The organism is Oceanitalea stevensii, from assembly GCF_014837105.1.
GTDB classification, from domain to species: domain Bacteria; phylum Actinomycetota; class Actinomycetes; order Actinomycetales; family Actinomycetaceae; genus Oceanitalea; species Oceanitalea stevensii.
On record NZ_JACSPO010000001.1, the window covers coordinates 632,197 to 654,574 of the forward strand.

21 protein-coding genes and 1 tRNA gene are annotated in these 22,378 nt (G+C 72.0%); 16 read left to right on the forward strand and 6 right to left on the reverse strand.

What is annotated here, in order from left to right; all coding sequences use genetic code 11:
- Nucleotides 1-3 precede the first annotated feature (3 nt).
- Nucleotides 4-1,428 carry a pyruvate kinase gene (gene pyk / locus H9624_RS02925; RefSeq protein ID WP_251838400.1) on the forward strand — a complete coding sequence of 475 codons (1,425 nt, stop codon included), beginning with the start codon at nucleotides 4-6 and terminating at the stop codon, nucleotides 1,426-1,428.
- A gap of 118 nt (nucleotides 1,429-1,546) precedes the next feature.
- On the opposite strand, the gene H9624_RS02930 is transcribed toward pyk, so the two are convergent.
- Nucleotides 1,547-2,257 carry a hypothetical protein gene (locus H9624_RS02930; RefSeq protein WP_251838401.1) on the reverse strand — a complete coding sequence of 237 codons (711 nt, stop codon included), beginning with the start codon at nucleotides 2,255-2,257 and terminating at the stop codon, nucleotides 1,547-1,549.
- Between the two features lie 80 nt (nucleotides 2,258-2,337).
- Here H9624_RS02930 and H9624_RS02935 point away from each other — a divergent pair, with 80 nt between their 5' ends.
- Nucleotides 2,338-3,195 carry a DUF1353 domain-containing protein gene (locus H9624_RS02935; protein WP_251838402.1) on the forward strand — a complete coding sequence of 286 codons (858 nt, stop codon included), beginning with the start codon at nucleotides 2,338-2,340 and terminating at the stop codon, nucleotides 3,193-3,195.
- A 68-nt stretch (nucleotides 3,196-3,263) separates the two neighbouring features.
- Here the strand turns inward: H9624_RS02935 and H9624_RS02940 are convergent, their stop codons facing one another.
- The 3 genes from H9624_RS02940 to H9624_RS02950 all read right to left on the reverse strand — a co-directional run bounded on the left by H9624_RS02940 (nucleotide 3,264) and on the right by H9624_RS02950 (nucleotide 5,516).
- A complete protein-coding gene (locus tag H9624_RS02940; protein WP_251838403.1) occupies nucleotides 3,264-3,482 on the reverse strand; it encodes a hypothetical protein in 219 nt (72 codons plus the stop codon).
- A 125-nt stretch (nucleotides 3,483-3,607) separates the two neighbouring features.
- Nucleotides 3,608-4,294, reverse strand: coding sequence for a response regulator (locus H9624_RS16810; protein ID WP_251838404.1), 687 nt, complete (start codon nucleotides 4,292-4,294; stop codon nucleotides 3,608-3,610).
- Nucleotides 4,278-5,516, reverse strand: a complete 1,239-nt coding sequence (locus tag H9624_RS02950) for a sensor histidine kinase (RefSeq protein ID WP_251838980.1) — start codon at nucleotides 5,514-5,516, stop codon at nucleotides 4,278-4,280. Before H9624_RS02950 ends, H9624_RS16810 begins: the two co-directional genes overlap by 17 nt.
- 105 nt (nucleotides 5,517-5,621) lie before the next feature.
- Here H9624_RS02950 and H9624_RS02955 point away from each other — a divergent pair, with 105 nt between their 5' ends.
- From H9624_RS02955 to H9624_RS02965, 3 genes are all read left to right on the forward strand, one after another.
- Nucleotides 5,622-6,335 (forward strand): hypothetical protein, encoded by a 714-nt coding sequence (locus H9624_RS02955; RefSeq protein WP_251838405.1) that lies wholly within the window; start codon nucleotides 5,622-5,624, stop codon nucleotides 6,333-6,335.
- Nucleotides 6,336-6,411: 76 nt separating this feature from the next.
- Nucleotides 6,412-7,293, forward strand: coding sequence for a manganese catalase (locus H9624_RS02960; protein WP_251838406.1), 882 nt, complete (start codon nucleotides 6,412-6,414; stop codon nucleotides 7,291-7,293).
- 80 nt (nucleotides 7,294-7,373) lie between these two features.
- On the forward strand, nucleotides 7,374-8,555 hold the full coding sequence (locus H9624_RS02965; protein WP_251838407.1) for an FAD-dependent oxidoreductase: 1,182 nt from the start codon (nucleotides 7,374-7,376) through the stop codon (nucleotides 8,553-8,555).
- Nucleotides 8,556-8,571: 16 nt separating this feature from the next.
- Here the strand turns inward: H9624_RS02965 and H9624_RS02970 are convergent.
- Nucleotides 8,572-8,645 (reverse strand) — tRNA-Leu (locus tag H9624_RS02970).
- Nucleotides 8,646-8,830: 185 nt separating this feature from the next.
- Here H9624_RS02970 and H9624_RS02975 point away from each other — a divergent pair.
- On the forward strand, nucleotides 8,831-9,451 hold the full coding sequence (locus tag H9624_RS02975; RefSeq protein ID WP_251303383.1) for an ANTAR domain-containing response regulator: 621 nt from the start codon (nucleotides 8,831-8,833) through the stop codon (nucleotides 9,449-9,451).
- A gap of 14 nt (nucleotides 9,452-9,465) precedes the next feature.
- Here H9624_RS02975 and H9624_RS02980 read toward each other — a convergent pair whose 3' ends face one another.
- A complete protein-coding gene (locus H9624_RS02980; protein WP_251838408.1) occupies nucleotides 9,466-9,888 on the reverse strand; it encodes a PaaI family thioesterase in 423 nt (140 codons plus the stop codon).
- On the opposite strand from H9624_RS02980, the gene polA reads away from it, so the two are divergent.
- The 10 genes from polA to H9624_RS03030 all read left to right on the forward strand — a co-directional run bounded on the left by polA (nucleotide 9,887) and on the right by H9624_RS03030 (nucleotide 22,339).
- Complete coding sequence (polA, locus tag H9624_RS02985) at nucleotides 9,887-12,649, forward strand: DNA polymerase I (protein ID WP_504740229.1); 2,763 nt, start codon at nucleotides 9,887-9,889, stop codon at nucleotides 12,647-12,649. The two genes, H9624_RS02980 and polA, sit on opposite strands and share 2 nt — an antisense overlap.
- Before the next feature lie 29 nt (nucleotides 12,650-12,678).
- Nucleotides 12,679-13,503 carry a class I SAM-dependent methyltransferase gene (locus tag H9624_RS02990; RefSeq protein ID WP_251838409.1) on the forward strand — a complete coding sequence of 275 codons (825 nt, stop codon included), beginning with the start codon at nucleotides 12,679-12,681 and terminating at the stop codon, nucleotides 13,501-13,503.
- Between the two features lie 59 nt (nucleotides 13,504-13,562).
- Nucleotides 13,563-14,591 (forward strand): 6-phosphofructokinase, encoded by a 1,029-nt coding sequence (locus tag H9624_RS02995; RefSeq protein ID WP_251838410.1) that lies wholly within the window; start codon nucleotides 13,563-13,565, stop codon nucleotides 14,589-14,591.
- A gap of 174 nt (nucleotides 14,592-14,765) precedes the next feature.
- Entirely contained in the window at nucleotides 14,766-16,268 is a 1,503-nt protein-coding gene (gene rpsA, locus H9624_RS03000; protein WP_251838411.1) for a 30S ribosomal protein S1, read from the forward strand.
- 70 nt (nucleotides 16,269-16,338) lie between these two features.
- On the forward strand, nucleotides 16,339-16,953 hold the full coding sequence (locus tag H9624_RS03005; RefSeq protein ID WP_251838412.1) for a pyroglutamyl-peptidase I: 615 nt from the start codon (nucleotides 16,339-16,341) through the stop codon (nucleotides 16,951-16,953).
- Between the two features lies 1 nt (nucleotide 16,954).
- Entirely contained in the window at nucleotides 16,955-17,560 is a 606-nt protein-coding gene (gene coaE / locus H9624_RS03010; protein WP_251838413.1) for a dephospho-CoA kinase, read from the forward strand.
- A gap of 40 nt (nucleotides 17,561-17,600) precedes the next feature.
- Nucleotides 17,601-17,954 (forward strand): PadR family transcriptional regulator, encoded by a 354-nt coding sequence (locus H9624_RS03015; protein WP_251838414.1) that lies wholly within the window; start codon nucleotides 17,601-17,603, stop codon nucleotides 17,952-17,954.
- Complete coding sequence (locus H9624_RS03020) at nucleotides 17,947-18,978, forward strand: hypothetical protein (protein ID WP_251838415.1); 1,032 nt, start codon at nucleotides 17,947-17,949, stop codon at nucleotides 18,976-18,978. The genes H9624_RS03015 and H9624_RS03020 overlap by 8 nt, the downstream gene beginning before the upstream one ends.
- A gap of 61 nt (nucleotides 18,979-19,039) precedes the next feature.
- The gene (gene uvrB / locus H9624_RS03025; RefSeq protein ID WP_251838416.1) at nucleotides 19,040-21,133 is read left to right on the forward strand and encodes an excinuclease ABC subunit UvrB; all 2,094 of its coding nucleotides are present in this window, start codon (nucleotides 19,040-19,042) and stop codon (nucleotides 21,131-21,133) included.
- 201 nt (nucleotides 21,134-21,334) lie between these two features.
- Nucleotides 21,335-22,339 (forward strand): TerC family protein, encoded by a 1,005-nt coding sequence (locus H9624_RS03030; RefSeq protein ID WP_307784915.1) that lies wholly within the window; start codon nucleotides 21,335-21,337, stop codon nucleotides 22,337-22,339.
- Nucleotides 22,340-22,378 lie beyond the last annotated feature (39 nt).

Below are 22,378 nucleotides of genomic sequence, written 5' to 3' on the forward strand. Positions count from 1 at the left end.
ACCATGCGTAGAGCAAAGATCGTGTGCACCCTCGGCCCGGCGACAGAGTCGGCCGACCAGATTCAGGCGCTCGTCGATGCCGGCATGGACGTGGCCCGGATCAACCGAAGCCACGGCTCCGCTGCCGAGCACGAGGTCGTCTACAACCGCGTCCGGGACGCCGCCCAGGCCTCCGGCCGCGCCGTCGCCGTCCTCGTCGACCTGCAGGGGCCGAAGATCCGCCTCGGGCGGTTCGTCGAGGGGGAGGTCGAGCTCAGCGAGGGCCAGACCTTCACCATCACCACCGAGGACGTCCCCGGCACCGCGGAGATCGCGTCGACCACGTACGCCGGCCTGCCGGGTGACTGCACCCCCGGTGACCGCATCCTCATCGACGACGGCCGCGTGGCCGTGCGGATCCTCGAGGTCGACGGCCCCCGCGTCGTCACCCGCGTCGAGGTCGCCGGCCCCGTCTCCAACAACAAGGGCCTCAACCTGCCCGGCGTCGCCGTCAGCGTCCCGGCCCTGTCCGACAAGGACAAGGAGGACCTGCGCTGGGCGCTGCGCCTCGGCGCCGACGTCATCGCGCTGTCCTTCGTCCGCTTCGCCGCGGACATCGACGACGTCCACGCGATCATGGACGAGGAGGGACGCCGCGTCCCCGTCGTCGCCAAGATCGAGAAGCCGCAGGCCGTGGAGAACCTCGTCGAGATCGTCGACGCCTTCGACGGCATCATGGTCGCCCGTGGCGACCTCGGCGTCGAGCTCCCGCTCGAGGAGGTCCCGATCGTCCAGAAGCGGGCCGTCGAGCTCGCCCGCCGCAACGCCAAGCCGGTCATCGTCGCCACCCAGGTGCTCGACTCGATGATCTCCAGCCCGCGCCCCACCCGCGCGGAGGTCTCCGACTGCGCCAACGCCATCCTCGACGGCGCCGACGCGGTCATGCTGTCCGGTGAGACCTCGGTCGGCCAGTTCGCGATCGAGTCCGTCCGCACGATGGCCCGCATCGTCGAGCACACCGAGGAGGAGGGCCGCGAGCGCATCGCGCCGCTGGGCACCACCCCGCACACCCGCGGTGGCGTCATCACCAAGGCCGCCGCCGAGATCGGCGAGCTGCTCGGCGTGAAGTACCTCGTCACCTTCACCCAGTCGGGTGACTCCGCGCGCCGCATGTCGCGGCTGCGCTCCTCGATCCCGCTGCTCGCCTTCACCCCGCTCACGGCCACGCGCAGCACCCTCGCGCTGAGCTGGGGCGTGCAGACCTACGAGGTTCCCGAGGTCGCCCACACCGACGAGATGGTCGCGCAGGTGGACAAGGTCCTCACGAGCTCGGGCCTGGCCGAGGACGGCGACCGCATCGTCATCGTCGCGGGCATGCCCCCGGGCCAGGTCGGCAGCACGAACTCCATCCGGGTCCACAAGGTCGGCGAGCTGCCCAGCTCGAACTGACCGGCGGTCGCCCACCGACTGCACGCTCAGCCCCGCCGGGTCCGCCCGGCGGGGCTGAGTCGTCCCACGACGACGGCGGGGGACCGGCGCCGACGACGGCGTGGCCCCGGCGGACGGGTCAGGCGGTGGTCGCCCCGCCGGTGGCGGGCGGGGCGCCGAGCGCCCCCGCGATCCGCTGCTCGACGGCGTCGGTGGCGGCGGTGGGCAGGACGACGAGTCCCTCGAGCTCACGCGTGGTGCGGCGGTAGGCGGACTGGCGCTCGGCCTGGCCGGCTGCGGGGTCCTCGGCGAGGGCGAGGAAGCGCTTGGCGCGCGCGAGGGCCTGCTGCTCGCTGGGCGAGAAGTCCGAGGTGCGCCGCCGCCGCGCCTCCTGCTCGGCGCGGTCGAAGGCGGTCTCGTAGTGGCGCACCGCCTCCCGGTAGGCGGCGAGGTCGGCGGGCTCGCTGAGGAGCTGCTCCGGGTCCTCGGGCCGCGCGGCCTCGGCGTCGCGCCGTGCGCGGTGGAAGTCGACGGTGAGCGGCTCGCGCATGTCGGTGATGAGCGGGTAGTCGATGAGTGCGGCGACGTCGAGCTCGTAGCGCAGCCAGCGGGCGTTGACGGCGTCGTGCCGGGCGATCGTGCGCTCCACCTCGGTCCGGGTGGCGGTGGCCTGCTCGGCCGCCGCAGCGCGGGCGCCGTACTTGATCCGGGCCAGCTCGAGCCGGTCACGGCGGCGCCGCTCGTCCCACTTGCGCACGTTCTTGCCGACGGCACTCACCGAGCCGCCGAAGGCCGCCCCGAGCGGGAAGACGAGCCACCAGTAGTCGCCGACGAACTCGAAGAAGCTCACGCTCGGGAGTCTAGCGACGGGGTGCCCGGGTGGATGTCGGTCCCCGGCCGTAGCCTCGGCAGGAGAAGGGGGGTGAGGGCATGCCGTTCGTGAGGGAGCGCGAGGGACGGTGGCGCACGTGCCCGACTGTGGACCTGCGTCAGCTGGCCGGGAGCGGGCGTACCCGCTTCGAGGTCCTCGAGGAGTTCGGCTACACGCAGCTGCCCCCGGACGGGCGTGACGCCACCGGCCCCACCTGGTCGCGCGCCGCCGTCGAGCACGTCGTGCCGGCCGGCTTCGTCACCGACCTCGCCTCGGTCCCGTCGGTCCTGTGGGGCGTCATCGCGAGCTACGGCCGTCAGACCCTGCCGGCGGTGCTCCACGACACGCTCTACGCCGCCGCTCGGACCGCACGGGCCACGAGAGCGAGGCGCCTGCGCCGGCAGGCGGACACGCTCTTCCGCGCCACCCTCCGGGCCACGGGGGCCGGGCCGGTGCAGGAGTGGCTCATGTGGGCGGGCGTGCGGGGCTTCGGGAGCCCGGCGGTCGTCGTGCCGCTCGTCGTGCTCGGGGTCGTCCTGCTCGGGGTGGGCGTCCTCGCGCTGGGCGGCGGGCTGACGGCACCGTCGATCGCGCTGGCGGCGGTCGTGGCGGCGCTGGTGGCGCTCCTCGCCGCCGTCGTCGTCACGAGCGTCGAGGAGGGCGCTGACGGGCGTGCGCGTCTGCGTCCGGCCAGCCTGGGGCCCCTGCTCGGGGCGTGTGCGCTCGTGCTCGTCGCGGCGGCGCCGGTCGTCGTCGTCATCGTCGTCACGACCGTCGTGCGCGTCGTCGTCGAGCTGGGGGAGAGGCCCGTGGCCCACCCCGGGCGCCCCGTGGAGGAGACGGCGCCGACGGCGCGGATCACGTGGTCACCGCTGCTCGCCCGGGTGCCCGCACGTGCGGAGCCGCCGCCGGACTGACCGCGGGTCAAACGGCATGACCGCGGCGCCGGTCTCCCGGCTCCGCGGTCATGGAACGTGTCAGCGACTCAGATGCGGCACCAGAGCCACCACGGGACCGCACCGCAGAAGGAGATCTGCGGGGTGATCTCGCTGCCGCCCGGCGTGGACACCACGGGCTGGGTCACGACGGGCTGGGAGGTGCCGGGGAGCTCGTGGCTACCGGGCACGGACGCTGCCGCCGGTGCCATGGTCAGGCCGATGACCGCCAGGGCCAGGGCCGACGTGCGGGCGATGGTGGTCTTCATCAGAACCTCAGTTTCTGGTGATAGGGGTGGAGGTTTCCACATCGTCCCCGTCCAACGTCGTGGCAGTCATCCTTCGAAAGTAGGAAGAGGGTCCCTCAGGAGGATGAATTGTGGTCAGGTGCCGATCAGCGCACCAGGCGCCGTTCGTAGGCGTACACGACGATCTCGAGCCGGGAGCCGACCCCCATCTTTCGCATGATTGACGAGACATGTGTCTTGACGGTCGTCTCGGCGACGAAGAGCTCCTCGGCGATCTGCCCGTTGGAGCGACCGCGGCAGAGCAGCTCGAGCACCTCGTGCTCGCGGGAGGACAGCCCGATGTCCGAGGCCTCGGAGGAGCTCGGGGTGCGCAGCAGGTAGTTGTCGATGAGCCGGTCGGTCGGACCGGGGGAGACCACCCGGTTGCCGCTGTGCGCGCGGCGGATGGACTGGACGAGGTCCTGGGGGCTGGTGTTCTTGAGGAGGAACCCGGCGGCGCCGGCGTCGAGCGCCTCGAGGAGGAACTCGTCCTCGTCGAAGGTCGTGAGGAGCACGATGCGCAGGTTCGGGAACTCCTTGCGGAGCTGGACCGTCGCCTCGATCCCCGTCATCGTCGGCATCTGGATGTCCATGATGACGAGGTCCGGGTCGTGCGTGCGGACGAGGTCGCGGACCTGCGACCCGTCCTCGGCGGTCCCGACGACGTCGATGTCGTCCGCCGTCGCCACATAGCTCTGGAGCGTGGTGAGGACCATGGGGTCGTCGTCCACGAGGAGCACGCGGATCGTGGCCTTGTCGGTGGGTCCTGCGACACCCTCAGTGCTGTGCGGCACGCTCTACCTGTCCTTCACTCGCGGAGCTGATCGTCGGGATGGAGGCCTGGATGATCCATCTCCCATCATGATGACGTACGACGAGGCTGCCCCCGACCGCCTCGACACGTTCGCGCACGCCGATGAGCCCCACGCCGGAGCTGAGCGCACTGTCCGCCTCGGCCCCCTCGCGCGCGTCGTTGAGGAACAGGGCCCGGGTCTCGACGTCGGTCCGCTCGATCATCACGGTGCACGGCGCACCAGGGCGGGCGTACTTGGCCATGTTCGCCGTGCACTCCTGGATGACGCGCACGAGAGCGGTGCGGACGGAGAAGGGCAGGGGGAGGTCGACGTGGTCCTCGACGTGCACCTGGAGGGAGTGACCGGCCCGTTCGAGCGAGGCGCGGGCGTCGTCCAGCGCGCGCTGGAGGGTGGGCGCGGCGGCGGCGATCGCGGCAGGGACGTTCTCCGTCCCCGAGCGCCGGTCGCTGCCGTCCTCGGCCCGCAGGATCTTGAGCACTCCGCGCATGCTGACGACCGACTGGCGACCGATCGCGATCGCGTGATCGATCTCCTCGAGCACCTTCGGGTCCTGGATGCCCGTGAGCTTGGCTCGCTCGAGCGCCATGATGATCGAGGTGATGTCGTGGATCGAGGTGTCGTGCAGCTCCCGCGCGAGGTCACGACGCTGGCGGGTGAGCTGGGCAGCGGACGTGCGTTGGATGCGGTCGACGGAGCTGGAGAGGAAGCGCACCCCCTCACCGAGCAGGCAGGGGACGAAGAAGACGACGAGCCAGGACGCGACGTCCGCGAGCGGCAGGTCGGTGGGCTGCACCGTGGTGAGGATCGTGATGACGGTGGCGACGTACACGTACCCGATCGGCCGTGGACGGACGGCGATGAGCACACCGGTGGTGACGACGGACGTGACGATGGTGAGCGAGAACGGGTGCACACCGATGAGCAGCTCGGCCATGACGAGCGGGATCGAGAGGGCGGCCGCCACCACCGGCCACCGCCCCAGTCCGTAGAGGATGACGATGGCCGCCACCTGGACGACGGTGAGGCCGGTGGGGAGGTTGTCGACCTCGCTGATGTACAGCTCCCACACGAGCAGGCAGGTGACGCCCACGTAGAGCAGGACGCGGGCGCGCGCGGCCCAGCGCCTCTTCGTGTCGGGCTCCCGGCCGAGGCGGGAGGCGGCACGCGCGGTCGCCGTGCTGAAACGTCCTCTGAGGTCCATCACGGCGAATGGTTCCACACCCGGGTGCCGCGCGGTGAGAGTTTCCGCGTACCGCGGGCGGGCGGTGCGGGTGCGCGCCGCGGCCGGGACGTCGATCCTGGGCCGATGGCACCACGAGTCCCCAGCCCCGTCCCCGCCACCGTCGCACGGGCGGCCGCCGCGGCGGGCGGACAGCTCGCCGGCGTCGCGCTAGGCGCCTTCGGCCGGGTGCGGCGCGGCAAGCCGCTGCACCCGCGCGGCACCGTCCACGAGGCGGTCCTCACGGTATGGGGCGCCGAGCGCCCGTGGCAGGTCCCGCTCCTCGACGAGGCGGGCGAGCACCACGGGGTCGTCCGCGTCTCCCGTGCCGCGGGGCTGCCACCGCCCCTGCCCGACGTCCGAGGGCTGGCGCTGCGCCTGGAGGAGCCGACGGGAAGGGTCGACCTGCTCCTGTCGACCACCGGCGTCGGGCCCCTCACGCGCTTCGTCCTGCTCCCGCGGCTCACCGAGCGCCGCCCGATGACAACGCTCCTCCCGGTCCGCACGCCCACCGGCCCGCTCCTCCTGCGCCTCACCCCGGTCGCGTCCGGCGCGGCCGCCCGGACGTGGCTGCTGGCCGCGGCCCGCGGCAGCGGCCCCTGGGAGCCCGTGGGCCGCCTCGTCGCGACCACCCGGCCGGTGCGCCCCGACCCGGACCCGCCGCTGCGCTTCGACCCCGTCCGCCACCTGCCCGCGGGCGTGAGCCAGTACCCGTGGGTGCGGCTCGCGCGCGACCCGTCCTACGTCCGCTCGCGGCAGTGGTCCCCGCCGTCGCGCTGGCGTCCCCGTCAGGGTGCGTGACGCCCACGACGGCGTGATAGTGGGCAGGCCATGACCAGGCTCACACCGCCGACCGGGCGACTCATGAGGAGGCAGGATGTTCTTCCACAAGCAAGAGCTGCAGTTCAAAGCCACTCCCGACAAGCCGGACGCCGTGTACGCCCGCAAGCTCCAGGAGGTGCTCGGCGGTCAGTACGGTGAGATCAGCGTCGCGATGCAGTACGCCTTCCAGGGCTGGAACATGCACATCCCGGGCAAGTACCGCGACCTCGTGTTCGGCATCGGCGCCGAGGAGTTCGGCCACGTCGAGATGCTCGCCGTCATGATCGCCCAGCTCCTCGAGAAGTCCCCGCTCGGGATCACCGCGGACGCCGTCCAGTCCGACCCGACCGTCGCCGCGGTCATCGGCGGGACCGACGTCCAGCACGCCATCGTCGCGGGAGCCGGCGCCCGGCCCGTGGACTCGAACGGCAACCCCTGGCAGGGCTCGTACATCACCGCGAGCGGCAACCTCCTCGCCGACTTCACGGCCAACGCGAACGCCGAGATGCAGGGCCGCGTCCAGGTCGCCCGGCTCTACCACATGACCGACGACTCCGGTGTGCGGGACATGCTCGCCTTCCTCCTGGCGCGCGACACGATGCACCAGAACCAGTGGCTGCGCGCGGTCGAGGAGCTCAAGGCCGACGGTCTGGAGGAGCTGCCGACCCCCAGCAACTTCCCGCAGAAGAAGGAGCACACCGAGGTGTCCTACCAGTACCTCAACTTCTCCGACGGTGAGCACGCCAAGGACGGCAGCTGGGCCTCGGGCCCGTCGATCGACGGCAAGGGTGAGCACACGTACCACGACGGCCCGACGACGTCGGCGCCCATGCCGCCGCCCACCCGCCCGGACGCGCGGCTCTACGGCACCACCGACCTGCCGAACGCCGTCGAGAAGATCGCCGGCACCGTGCAGGACAAGCTGCACCGCGAGTAGGGCCGCCCACCAGCGATGGACCGGACCGGGCCACCTGCGGGTGACCCGGCCCCCCTCAGCACCCGAGGACAGGAGCACCCATGACCAGGCAGCACGACGTCGTCGTCGTCGGCGGAGGCAACGCCGGCATCTCCCTGGCGGCACGCCTGCGCCGGCTCGGGTGCCCCGACGTCTGCGTCGTCACGCCCGACCAGGACCACCTCTACCGCCCGCTGCTCAACTTCGTCGCGGGTGGTCAGGCGCCCTTCGACCGGCTCACCCGGCCGATGCGGGACGTCCTCCCCGAGGGCTGCACCTGGGAGGCGAGCCCCGCGGTGTCCGTGGACGCCGACGCGCGTGAGGTGACGCTCGCGTCCGGCACCCGGCTGGGCTACACGGACCTCGTGCTCGCCCCCGGCCTCGAGCCCGACATCGCGGCGACCCCGGGCCTCGGCGAGGCCATGGACCTCGGCTGGTCACGCACCTCCTACCTGCGCGACACGGTCGAGGCCACGTGGGACGCGATCCGCGGGACCGAGAGCGGACGCGTCGTGTTCACCGTCCCGCCCGAGCCGGCACCGGCGGGCGGGACCGCCCTCAAGCCGCTCTTCCTCGCCTGCGACCTCTGGCGCGCCCGCGGCGTCCTCGGCAGCATCGACGTCCACCTCGTCACGCCCTACGACGCCGTCCTCGACCTGCCCTTCGTCGACCGCCACCTCGAGCCGGCGCTCGAGCGCTTCGGCGTCACCGTCCACCACCGGGCGACCGTCGCGGGCGTCGACGCCCGCGGCCGGACCGTCACGGTCGCGAGCGACAACGGCACGCGGGACCTCGACGACGTCAGCTGGGCCTCGGTGGTCCCGCACTACCGGGCACCCGAGTGGGTGCGGCCCTTCGCGGGGGAGCACCCCGCCGGGCTCGTCGACGTCGACCCGGAGACCCTCGCGCACCGCAGCGTCCCGCGCCTGTGGAGCCTGGGCGACGTCGCCGACACCGGCACCCGGCCCTCCGGCGGAGCGCTGCGCCGCCAGGTGGCGATCCTCGCCGACAACGTTCAGGCAGCGCGCACCGGCCGGCCGCTCCAGCGCTACGACGGCTACACGGTCATCCCGATCACCGTGGACCGTCGCCGGCTGCTCCTCGCCGAGTTCGACCGTCACGGCACGCCCGCGCCGAGCATCAGCGCGGTCGACCTCACGGTCCCGCGCCGGCCGCTGTGGTTCTTCGACCGCTACGTCGAGCCGGTCGTCTACTACCGGCGCCTGCTCAAGGGCAAGGTCTGAGCCCCACGCGCATCGGTGCCCCGGGCGGGACTCGAACCCGCACTGTGCTGATTTTGAGTCAACCGCCTCTGCCAATTGGGCTACCGGGGCGAGCGCACCGTCACCCTAGCGGGCGCGTCTCCCACGGCCCAACCCGGCCCGAGTGTGGAGAAGATGCGGAGGATCACTGATCCGTCGGGGTGCCGCCGGGCAGTCGAGGCGGGCGGGCGAGTAGTGTTGTCGCCGTGAGTGAGAACAACGAGGCCGGCCCGGTCGAGGCTGCCACTGCCGATGACATCGTCCTGCCCGTCCGCGAGGACGTGCCGAAGGCTCCCGAGGGGGACGCGCGCCGCGTCGTCGTCGCCGAGGACGAGACGCTGATCCGTCTCGACATCGTCGAGACCCTCAAGGAGGCCGGCTTCGACGTCGTCGGTGAGGCGCCGGACGGGGAGACCGCGGTGCGGCTCGTCACCGAGCTCGAGCCCGACGTCGTCGTCATGGACGTCAAGATGCCCGGGATGGACGGCATCTCGGCGGCCGAGAAGATCATGGCCGACCGCACCTGCGCCGTCGTCATGCTCACCGCCTTTTCCCAGGCCGAGCTCGTCGAGCGGGCCCGTGACGCCGGTGCGATGGCCTACGTCGTCAAGCCCTTCACGACGGCGGACCTCCTGCCGGCGCTCGAGATCGCCATCTCGCGCTTCCAGGAGATCAGCTCCCTCGAGTCGGAGATCGCCGACCTCAACGAGCGCTTCGAGACCCGCAAGCGCGTCGACCGCGCCAAGGGCCTCCTCATGACGAAGATGGGGCTCACCGAGCCCGAGGCGTTCCGCTGGATCCAGAAGACCTCGATGGACCGCCGCCTCACCATGCGTGAGGTCGCCGACGCCGTCATCGACCAGGTCGGCGCCAAGTAGTCGCCGTCGGCCGCCTACGTGCGGTCGACGAGCATGCACGTGAGACGGGCGGTGCACACGCGCCGCCCGTCCTCGTCGGTGATGGTGACGTCGTAGGTCGCCAGCCGCCCGCCCAGGTGCAGCGGCGTGGCGACGGCGGTGACGAAGCCGGAGCGGACCGCGCGGTGGTGCGTGGCGCTGAGGTCGACGCCGACCGCGCCCCGGCCCGCCCCGGCGTGGAGCGTCGCCGCCACGGAGCCGACCGTCTCGGCCAGAGCAGCCGACGCACCGCCGTGGAGCAGGCCGACGACCTGCGTGTTGCCCTCCACCGGCATCCGCGCCGAGACGTGCTCCGGGCTCGCGGTGAGGAACTCGATGCCGAGGCGCTCGGTGAGCGTGCCCAGGCTGCCGACGGAGTCCTGGAGGCGCGCGAGGAGGTCGGGGTCGGTGCTCGTCATGGGCCCAGCCTGCCACGCCCCCGGGCGCCCTCCGGCTCGCCGCTGGAGCGCGGTGTCGGTGCCGCCACTTAGGGTTGGGGGCGTGAGCACGAGCACCGACCGCCCCCGCCTCCTCGTCGTCGACGGCCACTCCATGGCCTTCCGCGCCTTCTACGCACTGCCCGTGGAGAACTTCTCGACGACGACCGGCCAGCCGACCAACGCCGTCTTCGGCTTCACGTCGATGCTGATCAACCTGCTGGCCGCGGAGGAGCCCACGCACATCGCCGTCGCCTTCGACGCCGGGCGCACCACCTTCCGCACCGAGCAGTACAGCGAGTACAAGGCCACCCGCGACGCGACCCCCGAGCCCTTCCGCGGGCAGGTCGCCCTCATCGTCGAGGTGCTCGACGCCATGGGCATCCCGCACCTCACCAAGGAGGGCTTCGAGGCGGACGACATCATCGCCACGCTCGCCACGCAGGGCGCGGCGGACGGCCTGGACGTGCTCGTCATCTCCGGTGACCGCGACACCTTCCAGCTCGTCCGGGAGGACGTCACCGTCCTCTACCCGGTCAAGGGCGTCTCCTCGCTCGCCCGGATGACCCCGCAGGCCGTGCTCGACAAGTACGGCGTGCCGCCCGAGCGCTACCCGGACCTCGCCGCCCTCGTCGGTGAGACGAGCGACAACCTCCCCGGCGTGCCCGGCGTGGGACCGAAGACGGCCGCCAAGTGGATCGGCGCCTACGACGGCCTCGAGGGCATCCTCGCGCGTGCCGAGGAGGTGACCGGCAAGGCCGGGCAGTCGCTGCGCGACAACCTCGAGCAGGTGGCCCTCAACCGCAAGCTCAACCGCCTCCTCACCGACGTCGAGCTCCCGGTCAAGGTGGACGACCTCAGCCGCAAGGCGGTGGACCGCGAGGCCGTCCATTCGGTCTTCGACGCCCTCGAGTTCGCCGTCCTGCGCGAGCGGCTCTTCGCCAGCCTGCCGGCCGAGGCGGCCCCCGCGGCCGACCAGGGCGTCGAGGTCGACGTCACCGCCCTGGGGCCGGGGGAGCTCGCCGGCTGGCTGGAGGCGCGCCGCGGCCGGCTGCTGGGACTCGAGGTCACCGGGACCTCCGCTCAGGGGACCGGGGACGCGTGGGCACTGGCCCTCGCCGACGACGCCACGTCCGCCGCCACGCTCGACCTCACCTCGATCACGCCGGAGGACGACGCCGTCCTCGCGGCGTGGCTCGCCGACCCCGCCGCACCGAAGACCCTCCACGACGCCAAGGCGGCGGCCCACGCCCTGTCGGGGCGCGGCCTCACCCTCGAGGGCATCGCCTTCGACACCGCCGTGGCCGCCTACCTGTGCCGCCCCGACCAGCGCCGCTACGACCTCGCCGACCTCACGCTGCGCCACCTGCGCCGCGAGCTCGTCGCCGAGGAGGACGCCGGCGGCCAGGGCATGCTCGTCCTGGACGACTCCGCCGCCGGGCGGCAGGCCGGGGTGCGCGCCGTCGCCGTCCGTGACCTCACCACCGTCCTCCAGGGCGAGCTCGAGGACCGCGGCGCCGGCCACCTCCTCGCCGACCTCGAGCTGCCCGTCCTCGGGGCCCTCACCCGCATGGAGCGCGCCGGGATCGCGGCGGACCTCGAGTACCTCCGCGAGCTCGAGGACCGCTTCGGCAACGCCGTCGAGGACGCGGCCGCCGCCGCGTACGGCGTCATCGGTCACGAGGTCAACCTCTCCTCCCCGAAGCAGCTCCAGGAGGTGCTCTTCACCGAGCTGGAGATGCCGAAGACGAAGAAGACCAAGACCGGCTACACGACCGACGCCGACGCCCTGGCCGACCTCTTCGCCAAGACCGAGCACCCCTTCCTCGCCCACCTGCTCGCCCACCGTGACGCGATCCGGCTGCGGCAGACGGTCGAGGGGCTCCTCCGCTCGGTCGCCCCGGACGGCCGCATCCACACGACCTTCCACCAGACGATCGCGGCCACCGGCCGGCTCAGCTCGACCGACCCCAACCTCCAGAACATCCCGGTGCGCACCGAGGAGGGCCAGCGGATCCGCCGCGGCTTCGTCGTCGGCGAGGGCTTCGCCACCCTGCTCACCGCGGACTACTCCCAGATCGAGATGCGCATCATGGCGCACCTCTCGGGGGACCCCGGCCTCATCGACGCCTTCCGCAGCGGGGAGGACCTCCACTCCTACGTCGGCTCGCGCGTCTTCGAGGTGCCCACCGACCAGGTGACGAGCGCGATGCGGGCGAAGATCAAGGCGATGAGCTACGGCCTGGCGTACGGCCTGTCCGCCTTCGGGCTCTCGCGCCAGCTGCGCATCGAGGTCGGTGAGGCGCGCACGCTCATGGACGACTACTTCGAGCGCTTCGGCGGGGTGCGCGACTACCTCGCCGGGGTGGTCGACGAGGCGCGCCGCACCGGGTACACCGAGACGATCATGGGCCGGCGGCGCTACCTGCCCGACCTCACGAGCGACAACCGCCAGCGCCGCGACATGGCCGAGCGGATGGCGCTCAACGCGCCGATCCAGGGCAGCGCCGCCGACATCATCAAGGTCGCGATGGTCGAGGTCGAGCGGGGCCTCCACGCCGCCGGCCTCAGCTCGCGCCTGCTGCTCCAGGTCCACGACGAGCTCGTCCTCGAGGTCGCGCCGGGGGAGGAGGAGACCGTCGAGGCGCTCGTCCGGGAGCGGATGGCCGCCGCCGCCGAGCTCCAGGTCCCCCTCGACGTCTCCGTCGGCCACGGCCGCTCCTGGCACGAGGCCGCCCACTGAGGGCCGGCGGTGACCGGGATGACACGGGCATGAGCGGGGTGGGCTTCTGGGAGGTCGACGCGGCCGCCGCGGCGCGCGCGAACGGCCGGTGGTGGAGCGAGAACGCCGCCGAGTACCTCGACGAGCACGGCGCCTTCCTCGGCGACGCCGACTTCCGCTGGTGCCCGGAGGGGCTGCGCGAGGAGGAGGCCGGCCTCCTCGGGGATGTCAGCGGCCTGCGGGTGCTCGAGGTCGGCGCCGGCGCCGCCCAGTGCTCGCGCTGGCTCGCCGGGCGGGGCGCCGAGGTGCTCGCCACCGACATCGCCCCCGGCATGGTCGCCGCCTCCGCCGAGCTCGACCGGCGCACCGGCAGCCGCGTGCCCGCCGTCGTCGCCGACGCCCGCGCCCTGCCCCTGGCGGACGCCAGCGTCGACCTCGCCTTCACCTCCTTCGGCGCGATCGCCTTCGTCCCGGACGCGGCCCGCATCCACGCCGAGGTCGCCCGCGTGCTGCGCCCGGGCGGCCGCTGGGTGTTCGCCGTCGTTCACCCCGTGCGCTGGGTCTTCCCCGACGACCCCACGTCCGGCGGCATGCGGGTGCTGCGCTCGTACTTCGACCGCACCCCGTACGTCGAGACCGACGACGCCGGCGCGCCGCTCTACGCCGAGTACCACCGCACGCTGGGGGACCACGTCCGGGAGGTGACGGCCGCGGGCCTCGTCGTCGACGACGTCGTTGAGCCGGAGTGGGAGGAGGACAACCTCCAGGTGTGGGGCGGGTGGGGTCCGCACCGGGGCCGCTACGTGCCCGGGACCGCCATCTTCGTCACCCACCGGGGACCTTCGGCGGTGAGCACGCCCGGCGGTAGTCGTTAGGGTTGACGGTGGTCCCGGCGCCCCGCGCCATCCCCACCCCCACACCCAGGAGCCCACACGTGCGAATCGGTCTGCTCACCGGCGGCGGTGACTGCCCCGGCCTCAACGCGGCGATCCGGGCGGTCGTCAAGCGCGGGCTGGGGGAGTACGGGCACTCGATCATCGGCTTCCGCAACGGGTGGAAGGGCGTCGCCGAGGGCGACGTCATGCCGCTCACGCGTCACGACATCCGCGGCGTCCTCGACACCGGTGGCACGCTGCTCGGCACCGCCCGCTACCACCCGCACTCCGCCGACGGCGGCCTCGACGCGGTCCGCGCCACCCTCGAGGCGGAACGGATCGAGGCACTGATCTGCATCGGCGGTGACGGCACCCTCCACGCGGCGAGCAAGGTCGCCGAGGAGACGGGCACCAAGATCGTCGCGATCCCCAAGACGATCGACAACGACGTCGCCGGCACGGACCGCTCGATCGGTTTCGACACGGCCGTCCACATCGCCACCGAGGCCATCGACCGCATCCACACGACCGCGGAGAGCCACAACCGCGTCATGGTCATCGAGCTCATGGGCCGCTCCGCGGGGTGGATCGCCGTCCAGGCCGGGATCGCCGGCGGCGCGGAGGTCGTCCTCACCCCCGAGGAGCCCTTCGACATCGACAGGGTCACCCGCTACCTCAAGCACCGGCACCGGGCCCACGCCTCCTTCTCGATCGTCGTCGTCGCCGAGGGTGCCGTCCCGGCCCAGGGCAGCTCGATGGAGTGGGAGACGAAGTACGGCAAGTTCGGCGAGATCGTCTCCGGAGCCATCAGCGAGCGGGTGGCCGAGGAGATCGCCGCGCGCACCGGGTTCGACACGCGGGTCACCGTCCTCGGCCACGTCCAGCGCGGCGGCACGCCGCTGCCCTCGGACCGCATCCTCGGCTCCCGCTTCGGCGTCGCCGCCGTCGACGCCCTCCAGCAGGGCCGCACGAGCGTCATGACGGCGCTGCGCGGCGAGGAGGTCGTCCTCGTGCCCCTCGAGGAGGTCGCGGGGAAGGCCAAGCCGGTCCCGGAGGAGCTCATCCGGGTGGCCAACGCGCTGGCCTGAGCGATTCTTGTCCCCGCCGGTCGGGACGAGTAGGATCACCCGAGGTGACGTGTGCTCGCGGCTGGCGACACCTTGGTGGACGGAGCTCCGCTGGGCGTGTGGTGGGTCGCGCGGTGTGCGAGCCGACAACCCATATCCGCACTATTCCCTGTCCGCATCGGAGTCCGTAACTCAATGACCATCACTACGCCCACTCAGCCGACTGCCCCGCAGGTCGCGATCAACGACATCGGGTCGGCCGAGGAGCTCCTCGCCGCTATCGACGAGACCATCAAGTACTTCAACGATGGAGACATCGTCGAGGGCACCGTCGTCAAGGTCGACCGGGACGAGGTCCTCCTCGACATCGGTTACAAGACCGAGGGCGTCATCCTCTCCCGCGAGCTGTCGATCAAGCACGACGTCGACCCCGACGAGGTCGTCTCCGTCGGTGACCAGATCGAGGCGCTCGTCCTCCAGAAGGAGGACAAGGAGGGCCGGCTTCTCCTGTCCAAGAAGCGCGCGCAGTACGAGCGGGCCTGGGGCACGATCGAGAAGATCAAGGAGGAGGACGGCGTCGTCACCGGCACCGTCATCGAGGTCGTCAAGGGTGGCCTCATCCTCGACATCGGCCTCCGTGGCTTCCTCCCCGCCTCGCTGGTCGAGATGCGCCGCGTGCGCGACCTGCAGCCCTACGTGGGCAAGGAGCTCGAGGCCAAGATCATCGAGCTCGACAAGAACCGCAACAACGTCGTGCTCTCGCGTCGTGCGTGGCTCGAGCAGACCCAGTCCGAGGTCCGCTCCACCTTCCTGCAGACCCTGCAGAAGGGCCAGGTCCGCCAGGGCGTCGTGTCCTCGATCGTCAACTTCGGTGCGTTCGTCGACCTCGGCGGCGTCGACGGTCTCGTCCACGTCTCCGAGCTGTCCTGGAAGCACATCGACCACCCGAGCGAGATCGTCGAGGTCGGCCAGGAGGTCACCGTCGAGGTCCTCGACGTCGACATGGACCGCGAGCGTGTCTCCCTGTCGCTCAAGGCGACGCAGGAGGACCCGTGGCAGGCCTTCGCCCGCACCCACGCGATCGGGCAGGTCGTCCCCGGAAAGGTCACCAAGCTCGTCCCCTTCGGCGCCTTCGTGCGTGTCGAGGACGGCATCGAGGGCCTCGTCCACATCTCCGAGCTGGCCGTGCGCCACGTCGAGGTGCCCGAGCAGGTCGCGAAGGTCGGTGACGAGGTCTTCGTCAAGGTCATCGACATCGACCTCGAGCGTCGCCGGATCTCGCTGTCCCTCAAGCAGGCCAACGAGGGCGTCGACCCGAGCAGCGACGACTTCGACCCGTCGCTCTACGGCATGGCCGCGGAGTACGACGAGCAGGGGAACTACAAGTACCCCGAGGGCTTCGACCCGGAGACCAACGAGTGGCTCGAGGGCTACGACACCCAGCGCGAGGCCTGGGAGGCTCAGTACGCCGAGGCCCACTCCCGCTGGGAGGCCCACAAGCAGCAGGTCGCCGCTGCGATGGAGGCCGACGTCGAGGCGTCGACCACCACGAGCTCCAGCTCGAGCTCCAGCTCCAGCAGCTCCTCCGCCGGCGCCGGTTCGGCCACGTCCTACACCTCGGCCCCGGTCGAGGCGGCAGGCACGCTGGCCTCTGACGAGGCGCTCGCCGCGCTTCGTGAGAAGCTCACCGGTAACTGACCTGAGCACCCAGCGGCCCGTCACCCGAGAGGGTGGCGGGCCGCTGGCCTGTCTTCGTTAGGCTCGGCCGGTGCCTACCGTCCTCGTCACCGGCTTCGGCCCCTTCTCCGACCACGCGGACAACCCCTCCGCCCTCGCCGTCGACGCCCTCGCCCGCGAGTGGTCGGCGCCCGACGGCGTCACGGTCGTCACCGAGACCCTGCCCGTCTCCTTCGCCCGCGCGACCGAGCGCGTCGCTGCGCTCGTCGCCGAGCACCGGCCCGCCGTCGTCCTCGGCGTCGGGCTCGCCGCCGGGCGGGACAGGATCTCCCTCGAGCGCGTGGCCCTCAACCTCTGCGACGCGCGCATCCCCGACGTCGACGGCGCCCAGCCGGTCGACGTCCCCGTCCTGCCGGGCGAGCCGCTCGCCCGCCCCGCGACGCTGCCCGTCAAGGCGGCCCTCGCTGCCGTGCGGGCCGCCGGCCTGCCGGCCGAGCTGTCCCTCTCCGCCGGTTCCTACGTGTGCAACGCCGTCATGTACGCCGCACTGGCGGCGGTGCCCGAGGGCGTGCCCGCCGGCTTCGTCCACGTGCCTGCCGCCGACGTCGTGCCCGTCGCCGACGTCGTCACCGCCCTGGGCCTCGTGCTCGACACCGTGCTCGCCGACCCGGTGGACGTCGTCGTCCCCGGCGGCAGGGAGGACTGAGGTGCTCCGTCTCGGCCTCACCGGAGGCATCGGTGCCGGCAAGTCGACGGTGGCCCGCGAGCTCGAGCGGCTCGGCGCCGTCGTCGTCGACGCCGACGCGATCGCTCGCGAGGTCGTCGCGACCGGCACCACCGGGCTGGCGGCGGTCGTCGCGGAGTTCGGGGAGGAGGTCCTCACCGCGGACGGCGCCCTCGACCGCGCGGCGCTCGGGCGCGTCGTCTTCGCCGACCCGGCCGCGCGTGCCCGCCTCGAGGAGATCACCCACCCGCTCATCGCCGCCGAGACGGCGCGCCGGGTGGTGGACCTGCCGCCGGGAGCCGTCGTCGTGCACGACGTCCCCCTCATCGTCGAGCGCGGGCTGGCCGACCGCTACGACCTCGTCGCCGTCGTCGGTGCCGACGAGGACGTGCGCCTGGAACGGCTGGTCCGCGACCGGGGCATGTCGCGCGAGGACGCGCTCGCCCGGATCGGTGCCCAGGCCACCGACGCCGAGCGGCGGGCCGTCGCCGACGTCTGGCTCGACAACTCCGGCAGCCCCGAGGAGCTGCTCGCGCAGGTGCGCCGGCTGTGGGAGGAACGGCTCCTCCCCGAGGCGCGACGGCGGTAGGTCTTGTGGGTGTACCTAGGTACGTGCTGTACTTAGGAACGTGACCGACGCATCCGAGTCCCGCTGGCCCGCCCCGTGGGTGCGCGCCGCGCTCCCGACGGCGGTGCTCGCCTCGCTGGAGGACGGTGCCCTGCACGGCTACGCCATCGCCCAGCGGCTCGCCGCCCAGGGTCTGGGCCGTCCGCGCGGCGGCTCGCTCTACCCGCTGCTGAGCGCGCTCGAGGCGGACGGGGCGGTCACGGCCTCCTGGGACCAGGGGGAGAGCGGCCCGGGCCGCCGCACCTATGCCCTCACCGCCGGGGGAGCCGAACGCCTCGCGCAGGAGCGCGCGGCCTGGGCTGCCCTCACCGACGCACTGAGTCGACCCCGCCTCCGGGAGGACCACCATGGCTGACAGAGTTCTCGACCTTGCCGACGACTTCCTCACCGCCCGCGGTGTGCCCGACGACGTCGAGTGGGCGCGCACCGCGGCCGCCCGGCTCGTCCTCGAGGACGTGCGTCCCGACCTCGCCCGGCGCGCGCTCACCGCGGCCCGCGAGCAGGTCGCAGCGACCGGGGAGTCGCCCGCGGACCTCTTCGGTGAGCCGGTCGAGTGGGTCCGCGAGCAGCGCGAGGACGGCGAGCCGGTGACCGAGCCGCCCCGGGCGACGCCGGCGCGGGAGCTCGCGATGGCGAGCCTCCTCGGCGCGGCCTGGATCGCCGTCCTCATCCTCGTCGTCTCCCTCCTCCAGCGGGAGTGGCGCCAGACCTACACGTGGCCGCTCCTCCTCGCCCCGCTCCTCCTCGCGACAGCGGGGCAGCTCGTCCGCGCGGTCTACGAGCGTGTCGGGCGGGCGCGCTCCCAGCGCGCCGCGGTGGTGGCCGCCGGCCTCGTCCTCGTCCCGGCCGCAGTGGTCCTCGCCCTCTTCTTCCTCGGCACCAGGGACGCCGTCGTCGTCGAGGCCAGCTCGCTGTGGCTCCTCGTCTCCGCGGCCGTGCACGTCGCCCTCTGCGTCCTCCTCGCGCGCCTGTGGCCCGCGCCGGCGCCCCGGACCGCGGTGGCGGAACCGGGCGACGCCGCCTGGTTCGCGGAGCTCGGAGCCACGCTGCGGCAGCGCGGTGACATGACCGACCGCCGGGTGGAGCAGATCCTCGCGGAGACCCGTGCCCACGCGCAGGACGCCGGCACCCCTGTCGCTGCCGAGTTCGGGCCGGCCGCCGAGTACGCCGCCCGCTTCCCGGCGGACGAGCCGGTCGCCGCCCGGCGGCGAGCCTGGTTCTTCAGCGCCCTGTCCGTCGTCCCCGCGGCGCTGCTGGTCGGCTACACCCTCGAGGAGGGGTGGAGATGGGGCTCCCCGCACCTGTCCGCCCTGCTGTGGCTGCTGCTCGCGGGCGGCACGGCGGTGGCGAGCTGGCGCCAGGTGCTGCGCGCCCGCTGAGCGCGTCCGCCCCTCGCGAAGTCGCCCCGCCGATGTCGGTGGCCCGACGTACCGTAATGCCATGCGTCCCGTCACCGACCTGCAGCGGTCCGTCGCGCCGATCGAGGTCGTCTCGGAGTACACCCCCTCCGGCGACCAGCCCACGGCCATCGCCGAGCTCGCCGAGCGCCTGAGGGCGGGGGAGAAGGACATCGTCCTCCTCGGTGCCACCGGTACCGGCAAGTCGGCCACGACGGCGTGGCTCGTCGAGCAGGTGCAGCGCCCCACCCTCGTCATGGCACCGAACAAGACCCTCGCGGCGCAGCTCGCCACCGAGTTCCGCGAGCTGCTGCCCAACAACGCCGTCGAGTACTTCGTCTCCTACTACGACTACTACCAGCCCGAGGCCTACGTCCCGAGCACGGACACCTTCATCGAGAAGGACTCCTCGATCAACGACGAGGTCGAGCGTCTGCGCCACTCGGCGACGAACAACCTCCTCACCCGGCGGGACGTCGTCGTCGTCGCGTCCGTCTCGTGCATCTACGGCCTGGGCACGCCGCAGGAGTACGTCGACCGGATGGTCCAGCTCAAGGTCGGCGACACCATGGAGCGTGACGACCTCCTGCGCCGCTTCGTCCAGATGCAGTACACCCGCAACGACCTCGCCTTCACCCGCGGCACCTTCCGCGTCCGGGGGGACACGATCGAGATCATCCCGGTGTACGAGGAGCTGGCGATCCGCATCGAGATGTTCGGTGACGAGATCGACGCGCTCTACACCCTGCACCCACTCACCGGGGAGGTCGTCCGGCGCGAGGAGTCGATCCACCTCTTCCCGGCCAGCCACTACGTCGCCGGCCCCGAGCGGATGGAGCGCGCCATCGCGACCATCGAGCAGGAGCTCGCCGAGCGGCTGGAGGAGCTCGAGTCCCAGAACAAGCTCCTCGAGGCGCAGCGGCTGCGCATGCGCACCACCTACGACATCGAGATGATGCGCCAGATCGGTACGTGCTCCGGGATCGAGAACTACTCCCGGCACATCGACGGCCGCGGTCCGGGCACCGCACCGCACACGCTCCTCGACTACTTCCCGGAGGACTTCCTCCTCGTCATCGACGAGTCGCACGTGACGGTCCCGCAGATCGGTGCCATGTACGAGGGCGACATGTCCCGCAAGCGCACGCTCGTCGAGCACGGCTTCCGGCTGCCCAGCGCCATGGACAACCGGCCGCTGCGGTGGGAGGAGTTCCTCGAGCGCATCGGTCAGACCGTCTACCTCTCCGCCACGCCCGGTGCCTACGAGCTGTCCCAGTCCGACGGCGTCGTCGAGCAGATCATCCGCCCCACCGGCCTCGTCGACCCGCAGGTCGTCGTCAAGCCCACCCAGGGGCAGATCGACGACCTCCTCGGGGAGATCCGCGCGCGCACCGAGCGCGACGAGCGCGTCCTCGTGACGACGCTGACGAAGAAGATGGCCGAGGACCTCACCGACTACCTCCTCGAGCGGGGCGTCAAGGTGCAGTACCTCCACTCCGAGGTGGACACCCTGCGCCGGGTGGAGCTGCTGCGTGAGCTGCGCCTGGGCGTCGTCGACGTCCTCGTCGGCATCAACCTCCTGCGCGAGGGGCTCGACCTCCCCGAGGTGTCCCTCGTCGCGATCCTCGACGCCGACAAGCAGGGCTTCCTCCGCTCGGCGACCTCCCTCATCCAGACGATCGGCCGCGCGGCCCGCAACGTCTCCGGCGAGGTCCACATGTACGCCGACTCGATCACGGCCGCGATGGCCGAGGCCATCGAGGAGACCACCCGGCGCCGCGAGAAGCAGGTCGCCTACAACGAGGAGCACGGCATCGACCCGACCCCGCTGCGCAAGCGGATCGCGGACGTCACCGACATGCTCGCGCGCGAGTCGATCGACACCGCCGAGCTCCTCGAGGGCGGCTACCGCAAGGCGGGCAAGGGCCCCAGCTCCAAGGACAAGCAGGTCACCGGCTCGGCCCTGCGTGACCGCCTGGGCACCGCCGCCGCGAGCGACCTCGCCGACCTCATCCACCAGCTCGACCAGCAGATGCGCGGCGCGGCGGAGGAGCTCCAGTTCGAGCTCGCGGCCCGGCTGCGTGACGAGATCGGCGACCTCAAGAAGGAGCTGCGCCAGATGCAGGCGGCTCAGTGACGCCACTCACCGGGCGGCTGGGTGCCGGGGTGCCCGACATGTCGTAAGGTCGTCCGGCGGAGGGGAGTATTCCCCAACGGTGGTGTCGTCATCACAGCGGGTCAGTGCCCGCTCGGTGCCACCGGCGCACGACGGCGGAGCCATCGCCACCACGTGCGCGGAAGAGACCTCCGGTACCCGAACCTACGTACCGGAGGCGCAGTGGACGTCCACGCACTCGGCTGGATCGCCCTCATCGGCATCATCCTCGTCATGATCACGGTCGACATCATCGGCCACGTCAAGACCCCCCACGCACCGACGCTGCGGGAGGCCGCCTGGTGGTCGGTCGCCTACGTCGCCATGGCGCTCGTCTTCGGCGTCATCGTCTGGTTCGTCTGGGGATCGACGTACGGCGGGGAGTACTTCGCCGGCTACATCACCGAGAAGAGCCTGTCGGTCGACAACCTCTTCGTCTTCGTCATCATCATCGCGGCCTTCCGTGTCCCACGGAACTACCAGCAGGAGGTGCTGCTGGCCGGCATCGTCATCGCCATCGTGCTGCGCGGCGTCTTCATCGCCCTCGGCTCCGCGGCGATCGACAACTTCTCCTGGGTCTTCTACCTCTTCGGTGCCTTCCTCGTCTGGACGGCCATCTCCCAGGCGCGGCAGGGTGTGGAGACGGTCTCGGAGGACGACGAGTACCAGGAGAACGGCTTCGTCCGCCTCGTGCGCCGCTTCGTGCCGGTCACCGAGGACTACGTCGGGGGCAAGCTCGTCACCAAGATCGACGGCAAGCGGATGATCACCCCGATGCTCCTCGCGATCCTCGCCATCGGCAGCGCGGACATCCTCTTCGCGGTCGACTCCATCCCCGCGATCTTCGGTCTCACCCAGGAGCCGTACCTCGTCTTCGCGGCGAACGCGTTCTCGCTCCTCGGCCTGCGGCAGCTGTACTTCCTCATCGACGGGCTCCTCGAGAAGCTCGTCTACCTCCACTACGGGCTGGCGGCGATCCTCGGCTTCATCGGGATCAAGCTCATCATCCACGCCCTGCACACCAACGAGCTCGGCTTCATCAACGGCGGCGAGGAGTGGCACGGCCTGCCCGAGCCGGGCATCGCCGTCTCGCTCCTGTGGATCATCGGCGTCCTCACGGTCACGGTGCTCGCGAGCATCGCCAAGAACAAGAAGGTCGCCCGGGAGGCCGACCAGGTCGAGCGCTGAGCCTGCCGACGGCCCGGCCGCCCCACCGGGGGCCGGGCC